Annotated in this window: 15 protein-coding genes; 12 read left to right on the top strand and 3 right to left on the bottom strand. The window is 66.6% G+C overall.

What is annotated here, in order from left to right:
- Nucleotides 1-19: 19 nt before the first annotated feature.
- Nucleotides 20-1,129 carry an S-(hydroxymethyl)glutathione dehydrogenase/class III alcohol dehydrogenase gene (locus tag LI953_RS05505; RefSeq protein ID WP_227075033.1) on the bottom strand — a complete coding sequence of 370 codons (1,110 nt, stop codon included), beginning with the start codon at nt 1,127-1,129 and terminating at the stop codon, nt 20-22.
- Between the two features lie 3 nt (nt 1,130-1,132).
- Nucleotides 1,133-2,011, bottom strand: a complete 879-nt coding sequence (serB, locus tag LI953_RS05500; protein WP_227075032.1) for a phosphoserine phosphatase SerB — start codon at nt 2,009-2,011, stop codon at nt 1,133-1,135.
- On the opposite strand from serB, the gene miaA reads away from it, so the two are divergent.
- From miaA to mltG, 10 genes are all read left to right on the top strand, one after another.
- Nucleotides 2,010-2,996, top strand: coding sequence for a tRNA (adenosine(37)-N6)-dimethylallyltransferase MiaA (miaA, locus tag LI953_RS05495; protein ID WP_227075031.1), 987 nt, complete (start codon nt 2,010-2,012; stop codon nt 2,994-2,996). The genes serB and miaA overlap by 2 nt on opposite strands.
- 64 nt (nt 2,997-3,060) lie before the next feature.
- Nucleotides 3,061-4,854 carry an acetolactate synthase 3 large subunit gene (locus LI953_RS05490; RefSeq protein ID WP_227075030.1) on the top strand — a complete coding sequence of 598 codons (1,794 nt, stop codon included), beginning with the start codon at nt 3,061-3,063 and terminating at the stop codon, nt 4,852-4,854.
- The gene (gene ilvN / locus LI953_RS05485) at nt 4,854-5,363 is read left to right on the top strand and encodes an acetolactate synthase small subunit (RefSeq protein ID WP_227075029.1); all 510 of its coding nucleotides are present in this window, start codon (nt 4,854-4,856) and stop codon (nt 5,361-5,363) included. The genes LI953_RS05490 and ilvN overlap by 1 nt, the downstream gene beginning before the upstream one ends.
- Before the next feature lie 127 nt (nt 5,364-5,490).
- Nucleotides 5,491-6,510, top strand: coding sequence for a ketol-acid reductoisomerase (gene ilvC, locus LI953_RS05480; RefSeq protein ID WP_227075028.1), 1,020 nt, complete (start codon nt 5,491-5,493; stop codon nt 6,508-6,510).
- Between the two features lie 3 nt (nt 6,511-6,513).
- Nucleotides 6,514-6,927 carry a DUF1489 family protein gene (locus LI953_RS05475; RefSeq protein WP_227075093.1) on the top strand — a complete coding sequence of 138 codons (414 nt, stop codon included), beginning with the start codon at nt 6,514-6,516 and terminating at the stop codon, nt 6,925-6,927.
- A 197-nt stretch (nt 6,928-7,124) separates the two neighbouring features.
- On the top strand, nt 7,125-8,081 hold the full coding sequence (fabD, locus tag LI953_RS05470) for an ACP S-malonyltransferase (protein WP_227075027.1): 957 nt from the start codon (nt 7,125-7,127) through the stop codon (nt 8,079-8,081).
- Nucleotides 8,082-8,819, top strand: a complete 738-nt coding sequence (gene fabG / locus LI953_RS05465; RefSeq protein WP_227075026.1) for a 3-oxoacyl-[acyl-carrier-protein] reductase — start codon at nt 8,082-8,084, stop codon at nt 8,817-8,819.
- A gap of 136 nt (nt 8,820-8,955) precedes the next feature.
- Nucleotides 8,956-9,195, top strand: a complete 240-nt coding sequence (locus tag LI953_RS05460) for an acyl carrier protein (RefSeq protein WP_183266581.1) — start codon at nt 8,956-8,958, stop codon at nt 9,193-9,195.
- Nucleotides 9,196-9,237: 42 nt separating this feature from the next.
- Nucleotides 9,238-10,500, top strand: a complete 1,263-nt coding sequence (gene fabF, locus LI953_RS05455) for a beta-ketoacyl-ACP synthase II (RefSeq protein ID WP_227075025.1) — start codon at nt 9,238-9,240, stop codon at nt 10,498-10,500.
- Between the two features lie 30 nt (nt 10,501-10,530).
- A complete protein-coding gene (mltG, locus tag LI953_RS05450) occupies nt 10,531-11,466 on the top strand; it encodes an endolytic transglycosylase MltG (protein ID WP_227075024.1) in 936 nt (311 codons plus the stop codon).
- 60 nt (nt 11,467-11,526) lie between these two features.
- Here mltG and rpmE read toward each other — a convergent pair whose 3' ends face one another.
- Nucleotides 11,527-11,754 carry a 50S ribosomal protein L31 gene (gene rpmE / locus LI953_RS05445; protein WP_227075092.1) on the bottom strand — a complete coding sequence of 76 codons (228 nt, stop codon included), beginning with the start codon at nt 11,752-11,754 and terminating at the stop codon, nt 11,527-11,529.
- Between the two features lie 185 nt (nt 11,755-11,939).
- On the opposite strand from rpmE, the gene LI953_RS05440 reads away from it, so the two are divergent.
- On the top strand, nt 11,940-12,296 hold the full coding sequence (locus LI953_RS05440) for a CidA/LrgA family protein (RefSeq protein ID WP_227075023.1): 357 nt from the start codon (nt 11,940-11,942) through the stop codon (nt 12,294-12,296).
- Nucleotides 12,289-13,017 (top strand): LrgB family protein, encoded by a 729-nt coding sequence (locus tag LI953_RS05435; protein ID WP_227075022.1) that lies wholly within the window; start codon nt 12,289-12,291, stop codon nt 13,015-13,017. The genes LI953_RS05440 and LI953_RS05435 overlap by 8 nt, the downstream gene beginning before the upstream one ends.
- The last annotated feature ends 2 nt before the right edge of the window (nt 13,018-13,019 follow it).

The raw sequence follows: 13,019 nt of genomic DNA, 5'->3' as shown, positions 1-13,019 counted from the left end.
ACCTCCCCCGGCGGCGGGCTTAATACACCACGACGGAGCGGATGCTTTCGCCCTTGCGCATCAGCTCGAAGCCCTCGTTGATCTGCTCGAAGGGCAGCACATGGGTGATCAGCGAGTCGATATCGATCTTGCCGTTCATGTACCAATCCACGATCTTCGGCACATCGGTGCGCCCGCGCGCGCCACCAAAGGCCGTGCCTTTCCAGCTGCGCCCGGTGACGAGCTGGAACGGCCGGGTGGAAATCTCCTGCCCCGCCCCGGCCACGCCGATGATGATCGAGGTGCCCCAGCCGCGATGGCAGCATTCCAGCGCCTGGCGCATCACCTTCACATTGCCGATGCACTCGAAGGAATAATCCGCGCCGCCATCGGTGAGGTTAACCAGATAGGGCACCAGATCCTCGCCGATTTCGCTCGGGTTGACGAAATGCGTCATGCCGAATTTCTCGGCCATCGGCTTGCGGGCGTTGTTGAGGTCCACGCCGATGATCTTGTCGGCCCCGGCGATGCGCGCGCCCTGGATCACGTTCAGCCCGATGCCGCCCAGGCCGAACACCACCACGTTATCTCCCGGCTGCACCTTGGCCGTGTTGAACACCGCGCCAATGCCGGTGGTGACCCCGCAGCCGATATAGCAAATCCTGTCGAAGGGCGCGTCCTCGCGCACCTTGGCCAGGGCGATCTCGGGCAACACGGTGAAATTGGCGAAGGTCGAGCAGCCCATGTAATGCATCACCGGCTCGCCATCGCAGGAGAAGCGCGAGGTGCCGTCCGGCATCACGCCGCGGCCCTGGGTGTCGCGGATGGCGGTGCAGAGATTGCTCTTGCGCGACAGGCAGGTTTTGCACTGGCGGCATTCGGGCGTGTAGAGCGGAATGACATGATCGCCCTTCTTCAGGCTGGTCACGCCGGGCCCGACCTCGACCACCACGCCCGCGCCCTCATGCCCGAGAATGGCGGGAAAGCGCCCTTCCGGGTCCATGCCGGAGAGGGTGTAGTCATCGGTGTGGCAGATGCCGGTGGCCTTCACCTCCACCATCACCTCGCCGTATTTCGGCCCTTCGATATCGACGATCTCCAGCGAAAGCGGCTTGCCCGCCGCGCGCGCCACTGCTGCCCTGGTCTTCATCTCTCACTCCCCCGTTTTGAATGCGCTTGCCGGGTATCCTTGCGCAAACAGCAGCGCGGTCAAGTCCGTATGCTGCACGCAATTGGCCACCTGCGCCGCCACCACCGGCTTGGGGTGATAGGCGATGCCCAGCCCGGCGGCGGCGAGCATCGGCAGATCATTGGCGCCATCGCCCACCGCCAGCGTGGCGGCGAGCTTCACGCCGCGCTTGGCGGCCAGCTCCTCCAGCGTGTGCAGTTTGGCGTTTTTGTCCAAGATCGGCTCCGCCACCTCGCCGGTCAGCTCGGAGCCATTGTCGCGCAGCTCGTTGGAGCGGTGAATGTCGAACCCCAGCGCGGCGGCGACGCGCGCGGTGAAAAAGGTGAACCCGCCCGAGACCAGCGCCGCAGTCGCGCCATGCGCGCGCATGGTCGCCACCAACTCCCGCGCGCCAGGGCAGAACTGGATTTCGGCCCAGGTCGCCTCCAGCGCCGAGAGCTTCAACCCCTTCAGCATCGCCACGCGCTCGCGCAGAGCGGCGGCGAAATCCAGCTCGCCATTCATCGCCCGTTGCGTGATCCCGGCGATCTGCTCCTTGAGCCCGGCGAAGGCGGCCAGCTCGTCCAGCGTTTCGGCGGTGACGATGGTGCTGTCCATGTCCGCCACCAGCACGGCCTTGCGCCGGCCGCGGGATTTGGTGACGAAGATATCCACCTGCCGATGGTCCAGCGCGGCGGCCAGGGCGGCGCGGTCGGGCGCGGCGGGGGCCGCGAATTCCACGGCATGGCCCTCCTCCAGCCAGGTCAGTTCGAACCCCTGGGCGAGATCCTGGGCGCGCTTGGCCTCGGCGGCGGTGAGGGAACCGGCTTGCCGGTTGGCGACGAAAGTGACGATATGAGACATGGGCGCGACTGGTAGGACAGAGATCGAAACAGGGCAACGCATCGCCGGAGGCGAACGCACCGCGCTGCTCCTGGCCGGGCCGACGGCGAGCGGCAAATCCGCCCTGGCCCTGGCTTTGGCGCGGCGCCTCGGCGGCACCATCATCAATGCCGACGCCATGCAATGCTACCGCGAGCTGCGCATCATCACCGCCCGGCCCAGCCCGGCCGACGAGGCAGCCGCCCCGCACCGGCTCTACGGCGTGCGCGAAGCCGCTGAGCCCGCCAACGCCGCCTGGTGGCGCGGCGCCGCGCTGGCCGAAATGGAAAGGGCGGCGCTGCCGATCCTGTGCGGCGGCACCGGCATGTATTTCTCGGCGCTGGTGAACGGCATCGCCGACATCCCCGAACCCGACCCGGCGGCGCGGGAGGAGGCGCGGCGGCTGATCGACGAGATCGGCCCCGCGGCGCTCCACGTGAAGCTGGACCCCGAAACCGCCGCCAAGCTGCGCCCCGGCGACTCCCAGCGCATCGCCCGCGCCTATGAGGTGCTGCGCTCCACCGGCAAGGGGCTGGCCTGGTGGCAGGCGCGGCCGACCGCGGCGCTCACCGGCTGGCGGCTGCGCATGATCCTGCTCGACCCGCCGCGCGACGCCTTGCGCGCCGCGATCGAAACCCGGTTCGCGGCGATGCTGGCCGAGGGGGCGCTGGAGGAGGTGCGGGGCTTCCTGGCCCTGGGGCTGGACACGGCGCTGCCGCTGATGCGCGCGCATGGCGTGCCGGAACTCGGCGCCTATCTGCGCGGCGAGATCTCGCTGGACGAGGCCAAGGCCCGCGCCGTGCTGGTCACGCACCAATACACCAAGCGCCAAGGCACCTGGTTCCGCCATCAGAAATTGGTCGGCAGTTCTGCCATGCAAATAATTCATTCAAGAATAGGCCATTCCGCGCAACTTTCGGAAAGTTTCCTTGATGGTTTTGTGAATTTTATAAACACCCCCGGTTGACCGCCGCCGCCCCAGCCGCTAATCGCTGGCAGACTTATCACCCCCCGAGCGGCAGGATTGAGTTATGGACGGCACGATCGCAACGACCGAACTGATGAATTCAGGCGCGGAGGCCATTCTCCGGGCGCTGAAGGCGCAGGGCGTGGACACGATCTTCGGCTATCCCGGCGGCGCGGTGCTGCCGATTTATGACGCCATCTTCCAGCAGAACGAGATCCGCCACATCCTGGTGCGGCACGAGCAGGCGGCGGTGCATGCGGCCGAGGGCTATGCCCGCTCCACCGGCAAGGTTGGCGTCGTGCTCGTCACCTCCGGCCCCGGCGCCACCAATGCCGTCACCGGGCTGGTGGACGCGCTGATGGATTCCATCCCGGTCGTCTGCCTCACCGGCCAGGTGCCGACCCATCTGATCGGCAATGACGCCTTCCAGGAGGCCGACACCACCGGCATCACCCGGCAGGCCACCAAGCATAATTACCTGGTGAAGAAATCCACCGATCTGGTGCGCGTCATCCACGAGGCCTTCCTCGTCGCCCGCACGGGCCGCCCCGGCCCGGTGGTGGTGGATCTGCCCAAGGACATCCTGATCGCCCCGGCGCCGTATCACGACCCCAACGGCCAGCCGCATCGCTCCTACCGCCCATGCACCGAGCCCGACCCGGCGCGCATCAAAGAGGCGGTGGCGCTGCTCAAGCGCGCCAAGCGCCCGGTCGTGTATGCGGGCGGCGGCATCATCAACGCCGGCCCCGAGGCGAGCCGCCTGCTCACCGAATTCGTGCGCCTGACCGGCTTTCCCTGTACCAACACGCTGATGGGGCTGGGCACCTATCCGGCGACCGACCCGCTTTTTCTCGGCATGCTGGGCATGCATGGCACTTACGAGGCCAACCTCGCCATGCATGGCTGCGACGTGATGCTGAACATCGGCGCGCGCTTCGACGACCGCGTGACCGGGCGGCTGAGCGCCTTCTCACCCAACTCCAAGAAGATCCACGCCGATATCGACCCCGCCAACATCAACAAATCGGTGGTGGTGGATGTGCCGGTGGTGGGTGACGCGCTGGCCGTGCTGAAGGCGCTGATCGGCGCGTGGAAGGCCGATTCCACCCCCACGGACAAGGACGCGCTGGTGCAGTGGTGGGCGCAGATCGATGTCTGGCGGGCCAAGCAATCGCTGCGCTACACGCAAAGCCGCGACCCCGGCAGCATCATCAAGCCGCAATACGCGATCGAGCAGCTCTACAAGGCGACGCGCGGGCGCGAGACCTTCATCACCACCGAGGTCGGCCAGCACCAGATGTGGGCGGCGCAATATTTCAAATTCGACAAGCCGAACCACTGGATGACCTCCGGCGGCCTCGGCACCATGGGCTACGGCCTGCCCGCCGCCATGGGCGTGCAGGTGGCGCATCCCGGCGCGCTGGTCATCGACATCGCGGGCGAGGCGAGCACGCTGATGAACATCCAGGAGATGGGCACGCTGGCGCAATACCGCCTGCCGGTGAAGATCTTCATCCTCAACAACCATTACATGGGCATGGTGCGCCAGTGGCAGGAATTGCTGCACGGCAGCCGCTATTCCAACTCCTACTCCGACGCGCTGCCCGATTTCGTGAAGCTGGCGGAGAGTTTCCACGCGGTGGGTCTACGCGCGGAAAAGGTTGATGATCTGGACCGGGTGATTGCGGAGATGATTGCGGTGGACAAGCCGGTGATTGCGGATATCTGCGTGGACGAGAAGGAAAACGTGTTCCCGATGATCCCCTCGGGCGCGGCGCATAACGAGATGCTGCTCGGCCCCGAACACAAGGGCGAAGGGCAGCCGGGCGTGACCGATGCCGGGATGGCGCTGGTCTGATGGCAAACGGAAACCTGCGCAGCGCCACCATCTCGGTGCTGGTCGAAAATGAATCCGGCGTTCTGGCCCGCGTCATCGGGCTGTTCTCGGGGCGTGGTTATAACATTGACAGCCTGACCGTCGCCCCGGTGGAGCGCGATGGCAGCAAGTCGCGCATCACCGTCGTCACCCAGGGGACGGAGCTGGTGATCGAGCAGATCAAGGCGCAGCTCGACCGGCTGGTGCCGGTCTATAAGGTGCTGGACCTCTCCGAAGGCCCGCATCTGGCGCGCGAGCTGGCGCTGATCAAGGTGCTGGGTACCGGCGAGAAGCGGGCCGAGGCGCTGCGCCTGGCCGACGCCTTCCGCGCCCGCGTGATCGACGCCACCACCGAGAGCTTCACCTTCGAGCTGACCGGCGCCACCGACAAGCTGGACGCGTTTCTCGACCTGATGCGCCCGCTCGGGCTGGTCGAGGTCTCGCGCACCGGCGTCGCCGCCATCGCCCGCGGGGTGAAGACGATCGGCTAAGGCCGGGCCAGCCTCTCTATCCGGCGCGGCCCCGCGGCGAGCGCCGCTGTCCAAGGTGACAGCGGCGCTAAAACGTAATAGGGGACCCGCCAGTATTTCTTCGAACCAAAAGCAGGGACATAGTCACATGCGCGTTTATTACGATCGGGATGCCGACGTTAACCTCATCAAGGCCAAGCGGGTTGCCATCATCGGCTATGGCAGCCAGGGCCACGCCCATGCGCTGAACCTGCGCGATTCCGGCGTGAAGGAGCTGGCCATCGGCCTGCGCCCCGGCTCCACCGCCATCGCCAAGGCCGAAGGCGCCGGGCTGAAGGTGATGACCCCGGCTGATGCCGCGAAATGGGCCGATGTGGTGATGGTGCTGACCCCGGATGAAGGGCAGGCCGACCTGTATTACAAGGACCTGCAAGAAAACCTGCGCCCCGGCGCGGCGCTGGCCTTCGCCCACGGCCTCAACATCCACTTCAACCTGATCGAGCCGCGCGCCGATATCGACGTGTTCATGGTCGCCCCCAAGGGCCCTGGCCACACCGTGCGCGGTGAGTATCTGAAGGGCGGCGGCGTGCCGACGCTGGTGGCCGTGGCGCAGAACGCCACCGGCAACGCGCTGGATATCGCCCTCTCCTACGCCTCGGCCAATGGCGGCGGCCGCGCCGGCATCATCGAGACCACCTTCAAGGAAGAGTGCGAAACCGACCTGTTCGGCGAGCAGGCCGTGCTGTGCGGTGGCGTGGTCGAGCTGATCAAGGCGGGCTTCGAGACGCTGGTGGAAGCCGGCTACGCCCCCGAGATGGCGTATTTCGAGTGCCTGCATGAGGTGAAGCTGATCGTGGACCTGATCTACGAGGGCGGCATCGCCAACATGAACTACTCGATCTCCAACACCGCCGAATACGGCGAGTACGTGACCGGCCCGCGCCTGATCACCGCCGAGACCAAGGCCGAGATGAAGAAGGTGCTGGAGGATATCCAGACCGGCCGCTTCACCCGCGACTGGATGCTGGAGAACAAGGTGCATCAGGCCAGCTTCAAGGCCATCCGCCGCCGCAACGCCGCGCATCCGATCGAGGAAGTGGGCGCCAAGCTGCGCGCCATGATGCCCTGGATCGGCAAGAACGCGCTGGTCGACAAGAGCAAGAACTAAGCCCTGCTCCATCTGATCAAGCTCGCCGTGGGGGTGCGCGACATCGCGCACCTCGCCGCGCTGCAAAAAGCAAGGGCGGAGGCTTCTCCGCCCTTGCGTCATTTTACGCGCAATTTTCCCAAGCGCGCGGCGGAGCTGACGGCGGGCGGCTCGATCTATTGGGTGATCGGCGGAGCGGTGCTGGCCCGCCAGCTGATCCTCGACATTCGGCACGACCAAGAGCCGGACGGCACGCCCTGCACCGCCCTGGTGCTGGAGCCGACGCTGGTGCGTGTGGAAGCCCGCGCCCAACGCGCCTTTCAGGGCTGGCGCTACCTGGAGGCGAAGGACGCCCCGGCGGACCTGACCAGCGTGGCTGGCGATGACGCCATGCCCGAGGCCATGCGCCGCGACCTCGCCGCGCTCGGGCTGCTCTGACTAAATTAACAAGAGTTTTTTGGGGCCGCCTTTTTTGCAAAAAATGGCGGAATCCTCCTGGGGGCTTTTTGAAAAAAGCCCCCACACCCCCAAAAACTTTTAATTATTTCAGGCGGTTGTATCATAACTTCCGACCCGATTTTGCGTCGGCGACGGCTCATGCTAGTCCCCCCGTCACGTTAGAGGAGACCCACGATATGGCGGTGAACGCCTTTATTTTCCCGGGCCAGGGCAGCCAGGCCGTCGGCATGGGCCGCGACCTCGCCGCCGCCTTCGCCCCGGCGCGGCAAGTGTTCGAGGAAGTGGACGAGGTTCTGAAGCAGAAGCTCTCCAAGCTGATGTTCGAAGGCCCGGCCGAGGAGCTGACCCTGACCGAGAACGCCCAGCCGGCGCTGATGGCGGTGTCGCTGGCCGTGCTGCGCGTGTTGCAGGCCGAGGGCGGGGTCAGCCTGAAGGAGAAGGCCGCCCTGGTCGCCGGGCACTCCCTGGGCGAATACGCGGCGCTGGCCGCGGCCGATGCGTTCTCTGTCGCCGACACCGCGCGGCTGCTGAAGCTGCGCGGCCAGGCCATGCAGCGCGCCGTGCCCGCCGGGCTGGGCGCCATGGCCGCCCTGCTGGGCGTGGAGATGGACACCGCGCGTGAAATTTGCGCCGAGGCGGAAATGGGCCCCGAGGGGCGCGAGATCGTCTCCGCCGCCAACGATAATGGCGGCGGCCAGGTGGTGATCTCGGGCCATAAGGCGGCGGTGGACCGCGCCATCGAGATCGCCAAGGGCAAGGGCGTGAAGCGCGCCATGCTGCTGCCGGTCTCCGCGCCCTTCCATTGCGCGCTGATGGCCCCGGCAGCCGACGCCATGGCCGAAGCCTTCGCCAACACCCCGCCCCGCACCCCGGTGGTGCCGCTGGTGGCGAATGTGACCGCGCAGAAAGTGAGCGACCCCAATCTGATCCGCGACTTGCTGGTGCAGCAAGTGACCGCCACCGTGCGCTGGCGCGAGAGCGTGCAGGAGATGGCCGCGCTCGGCGTGACCAATTTCGTCGAGCTGGGGTCCGGCAAGGTGCTGGCCGGGCTGGTCAAGCGCATCGCGCCGGACGCCACCGCCATCTCCGCCGGTTCCCCGGCCGATATCGAAGCCCTGCTGAAGGTTCTGTAAATGTTTGATCTGACTGGTAAAACCGCCCTCGTTACCGGCGCCTCCGGCGGCATCGGGGCCGAGATCGCCCGCGCCCTGCACGCCCAGGGCGCCATTGTCGCGCTCTCCGGCACGCGGCGCGAGGCGCTGGACACCCTGGCCGCCGAGCTGGGCGAGCGCGCGCATGTGCTACCCGCCGACCTCGCCCAGCCCGACGAGGCGGCGCGGCTGATCAACGACGCCGAGGCGGCGCTGGGCAAGGTGGACATCCTGGTGAACAATGCCGGGCTGACCAAGGACGGGCTGGCGATGCGCATGTCGGACGCCGATTGGGAGAAGGTGCTGAACGTGGACCTCGCCGCCCCGTTCCGGCTGATCCGCGCGGCGCTGAAATTCATGCTCCGCCGCAAGGCCGGGCGCATCATCAATATCGGCTCCATCGTCGGCGCCACCGGCAACCCCGGCCAGGCCAATTACTGCGCCGCCAAGGCCGGGCTGATCGGCCTCACCAAGTCGCTGGCGCAGGAAGTCGCCTCGCGCGGGATCACCGTGAACCTGGTGGCGCCCGGCTTCATCGAGACCCCGATGACCGACGCGCTCTCCGACGCGCAGCGCGCCGATCTCTCGGGCAAGATCCCGCTCGGGCGCCTCGGCGCGCCCAAGGACATCGCCGCCGCCGTGGTCTATCTGGCCGCCGAGGAGGCGGGCTGGGTCACCGGCGCCACGCTGCATGTGAATGGCGGCATGGCCATGATCTGAGCCCAAACCGGGCGGCGGCTTGGCTTGGCGTGAAAAACCATGCTAAGCGCCGCCTCGGTTTGGATTCACGCGTTATCCCCAGCGGTGCTAAGGTCGCACCGTCTCCACCCATTTAGTTGCAGGAAAGTGAAGTTTTATGAGCGAAATCGCCGACAAGGTTAAGAAGATTGTGGTCGAGCACCTGGGCGTGGACGAGGCCAAGGTGACCCCGGAAGCCTCCTTCATCGACGATCTGGGCGCTGACTCGCTGGACACGGTGGAGCTGGTGATGGCGTTCGAGGAAGCCTTCGGCGTCGAGATCCCCGAGGATGCCGCCGAGAAGATCACCACCGTGAAGGATGCGGTCGAGTACATCGAGAAGCAGAAGGCCGAGTAATCAGCCCCCGCTTGTTGCGCTAAAGCCGTCCAAGGAGTTCGCATGCGCCGTGTTGTCGTTACAGGTATGGGGATCACCTGCCCGCTTGGGGTGGGGGTTGAACATGTCTGGAAGAGGCTGCTCAATGGGGAGTCTGGCATCACCGCCATCGACTCCTTCGACACCACGGATCTTGCCGCCAAGATCGCCGGCCAGGTCTCCGCGGGACCGGCCGCCGAGGGCAAGCTTGACCTCGCGGAGTGGATCGCGGTCAAGGAACTCAAGAAGATGGACCGCTTCATCCATCATGGCATGGTCGCCGCCGCCCAGGCCATGGCGGATTCCGGCTGGGCGCCGGAAACCGAGGAGGATAAATGCGCCTCGGGCGTGATGATCGGCTCCGGCATTGGTGGGCTGCAGACCATCTATGAGACCTCGATCATGGTGCATGAGGGCCGCGCCAAGCGCGTCTCGCCCTTCTTCATCCCGGCCGCGCTGATCAACCTGATCTCCGGGCAGGTCTCCATCAAATACGGGCTCAAGGGCCCCAACCATTCCGCCGTCACCGCCTGTGCCACCGGCGTGCACGCGATCGGCGACGCCGCCCGTCTCGTCGCCTATGGCGATGCGGATGTGATGGTGGCTGGCGGCGCCGAGGCCGCGGTCTGCCCGCTGGGCATCGCCGGGTTCTCCGCCGCGCGCGCCCTCTCCACCGCCTTCAACGACCGCCCGGCCGAAGCCTCCCGCCCCTGGGACAAGGACCGCGACGGCTTCGTGATGGGCGAAGGCGCCGGCGTGGTGGTGCTCGAGGAATACGAGCACGCCAAGAAGCGCGGCGCCAAGATTTACGCCGAGATCGGCGGCTACGGCATGTCGGGCGACGCCCACCACATCACCGCCCCGGCCGAGCATCACGACGGCGCCTTCCGCGCCATGAAGGCCGCGTTCAAAAACGGCGGCATCTCGCCGGATGTGGTGGATTACATCAACGCGCACGGCACCTCGACGCCGCTGGGCGACGATCTGGAGCTGGAGGCGGTGGAGAATTTCTTTGGCGACCACGCCAAGAAGCTCGCCATGTCCTCGACCAAATCGGCGGTCGGGCATCTGCTCGGCGCGGCCGGCGCGGTGGAGACGATCTTCTCCATTCTCGCCATCCGCGACAATGTCGCCCCGCCGACGCTGAACCTCTACGAGCCGAGCCGCGCCTCGGTGGTGGACCGCGTGGCTCTGCAGGCGCAACCGCGCAAGATCGACGTGGCGCTATCCAACTCCTTCGGGTTTGGCGGCACCAACGCCTCCATCATCTTCAAGCGGGCCGTTTAAGCCATCTCTCTGCGCGTCCGCATTTTCTTCGTGCTGCTGACCCTGCTCGCCGTGCTGCGAGTGGGGCAGATGGCAGCCCGTGAGAGCTATCTCTCCCCGGGCGCCGGACAGACCAATGCCGATGTGGTGATCCCCGCCGGGGGCAGTGGCGCCGCCGCGCGGGCGCTGACCGCGGCCAGGGTGATCCGGCATCCGCTTATTTTCCGCGCAGCCGCCCTGTTCACCCGTGGCGATGGCGTGCTGCATAGCGGGGAGTTCATCTTCCCCGCCCATGCCAGCCTTAAGGATATTCTGCACATCCTGCGCCACGGGCAGCAGGTGGAGCATCAGGTCACCTTCCCCGAGGGGCTCACCGGCGCGCAGATCGCCGCCATTCTCAACGCCGCGCCCGCCGCCACCGGCAGCGTGGCGCCCCCGCCCGAGGGCGCGGTGCTGCCGCAAACCTATAATTACCTCTGGGGCACCAAGCGCGACGCCATCCTGGCTCGGGCCGAGGCAGCGATGCAGACCACTCTGACCACCGATTGGGCGCAACGCGCGCCCAATCTGCCGCTGGCCACGCCGCAGGAGGCGCTGATCCTGGCCTCCATCGTGCAGCAGGAAACGCCGCTGGGGCAGGAATTGCCGAAAATCGCCGCCGTGTATGAAAACCGGCTGCGGATCGGCATGAAGCTGCAGGCCGACCCGACGGTGATCTACGCCGCCACCCAGGGCAAGCAGTCAGGCGGCGCGGTCATCACCCGCACCGACCTCGCCAACCCCTCGCCCTACAACACCTACGCCCATGCCGGGCTGCCGCCGGGCCCGATCTGCGCGCCCGGCGCGGCGGCCATCGCGGCCGTGCTGCACCCGGCGCAGAGCGACGCGCTGTATTTCGTCGCCACCGGCTCCGGCGGCCATGTATTCTCGCGTTTCTTCCAGGACCAGCTGCGCAATATCGAGCATTTCTTCAACGCGCGCCGGTGATCAGCCATAAAAAAGGCCCCGCGAAGGGGCCTTTTCCGCCACGCCCATGCGGGCCAGGGCTTACTTCTTGCGCAGACCGATGCTGGCGAACTTCTTGTTGAACTTAGCGACCTGGCCACCCGTGTCCATCACGCGCTGCACGCCGGTCCACGCCGGATGCGACTTCGGGTCGATGTCCAGGCGCAGGGTCTCACCCGGCTGGCCCATGCACGAGCGGGTCTTGAACTCAGTCCCGTCGGTCATGATGATGTTGATCTCGTGATAGTCCGGATGGATGTTGGCTTTCACCGTGTCAGCTCCAATAGGTTTCGGGCCGCCGATCCCGACCGGCAGCATGGAGGCCCGGCTTTACGCTGGCCCCGCCCCGGATGCAAGGGAAGATAAGCGGTTTTTGGCGGCTGGGGCGCGGGATTCGCGCTTCGGCGGTGGGCTTTGCTGCGCTATGGGCGGAGCGGCATGCGAGGGATGACGCGATGATACGAGCCTTGGCGGTTTTGCTGCTGTGCCAGCTGGCCGGGACAATCCTGCAACAGGGCACCGGGCTGCCCATTCCCGGCCCGGTGCTGGGGCTGGTGCTGCTGCTGGCGGTGCTGCTGCGCCGGGGCGGGCCGAGCGTGGAGCTGCGCGAGACCTCGCAGGGGCTGCTGCGCTATCTCGGCCTGCTCTTCGTGCCTGCCGGCGTGGGCGTGGTGGCGGAGCTGAACGTGTTCCGCCAAAATCTGCTGGCCATCGTGCTGGCCATCGCGGTCTCCACCGTGCTGGGGCTGCTGGTCAGCGGCGTGATCATGCAATGGTTCATGGCCCGCGCCGGGGAGGAACCCCATGCATAGCCTGCTGCCGCTGTTCCACATCTGGGTTTACCTGCAAACGCAGCCGCTGCTTGGGCTCACCGCCACGCTTTGCGCCTGGGAGCTGTGCCTCTTCATCGACGCCAAATGCGGGCACAAGGCGCTCAGCAACCCCACGGTGCTGGCCATCGTGCTGCTCTCGGCGCTGCTGCTGGCCACGCATACGAGCTACCAGGCCTATTTCACCGGCGCGGTGTATGTGCATTTCCTGCTCGGTCCGGCCACGGTAGCGCTGGCGGTGCCGATGCACGCCAACTGGGCCGCCATCCGCAAGCATTTCCTGCCGATCTTCGTCTCCCTCACCGCCGGCTCGGTGGTGGCGGCGAGCTCGGCCATGCTCATCGCCCACGCGCTGGGCGCGCCGCGCGCGGTGGTGATCTCGCTGGGGCCGAAATCGGTCACCTCACCCATTGCCATGGGCATCTCGCAAAGCCTCGGCGGCATTCCCTCGCTCACCGCCGTGTTCGTGATGATCACCGCGATGTTCGGGCTGCTGGTCTATCCGGCCTTTTTCAAGCTTGGGCGGATCGGCGACTGGCGCGCGCGGGGGCTGGCCGCGGGCGTGGCGATGCACGGGCTGGGCACGGCGCGCATGCTCAGCCTGAACGAAACCGCCGGGGCCTTTGGCGGGCTGGCGATCGGGCTGAACGGCATCGTCACCGCGCTGCTGCTGCCGCTGCTGGTCACGCTGTTCGGGTTGTAAGC

The organism is Acidocella sp. KAb 2-4 (assembly GCF_020567705.1).
Lineage (GTDB): Bacteria > Pseudomonadota > Alphaproteobacteria > Acetobacterales > Acetobacteraceae > Acidocella.
Note: the sequence above shows the minus strand (reverse complement) of the source record. Positions and strands in the feature narration are given on the sequence as shown.

Coding starts and splice junctions, on each gene's coding strand:
- LI953_RS05505 (WP_227075033.1), bottom strand. CDS start 1,129: ATGAAGACCAGGGCAGCAGTGGCGCGCGCGGCGGGCAAGCCGCTTTCG.
- miaA (WP_227075031.1), top strand. CDS start 2,010: ATGGGCGCGACTGGTAGGACAGAGATCGAAACAGGGCAACGCATCGCC.
- serB (WP_227075032.1), bottom strand. CDS start 2,011: ATGTCTCATATCGTCACTTTCGTCGCCAACCGGCAAGCCGGTTCCCTC.
- LI953_RS05490 (WP_227075030.1), top strand. CDS start 3,061: ATGGACGGCACGATCGCAACGACCGAACTGATGAATTCAGGCGCGGAG.
- ilvN (WP_227075029.1), top strand. CDS start 4,854: ATGGCAAACGGAAACCTGCGCAGCGCCACCATCTCGGTGCTGGTCGAA.
- ilvC (WP_227075028.1), top strand. CDS start 5,491: ATGCGCGTTTATTACGATCGGGATGCCGACGTTAACCTCATCAAGGCC.
- fabD (WP_227075027.1), top strand. CDS start 7,125: ATGGCGGTGAACGCCTTTATTTTCCCGGGCCAGGGCAGCCAGGCCGTC.
- fabG (WP_227075026.1), top strand. CDS start 8,082: ATGTTTGATCTGACTGGTAAAACCGCCCTCGTTACCGGCGCCTCCGGC.
- LI953_RS05460 (WP_183266581.1), top strand. CDS start 8,956: ATGAGCGAAATCGCCGACAAGGTTAAGAAGATTGTGGTCGAGCACCTG.
- fabF (WP_227075025.1), top strand. CDS start 9,238: ATGCGCCGTGTTGTCGTTACAGGTATGGGGATCACCTGCCCGCTTGGG.
- LI953_RS05440 (WP_227075023.1), top strand. CDS start 11,940: ATGATACGAGCCTTGGCGGTTTTGCTGCTGTGCCAGCTGGCCGGGACA.
- LI953_RS05435 (WP_227075022.1), top strand. CDS start 12,289: ATGCATAGCCTGCTGCCGCTGTTCCACATCTGGGTTTACCTGCAAACG.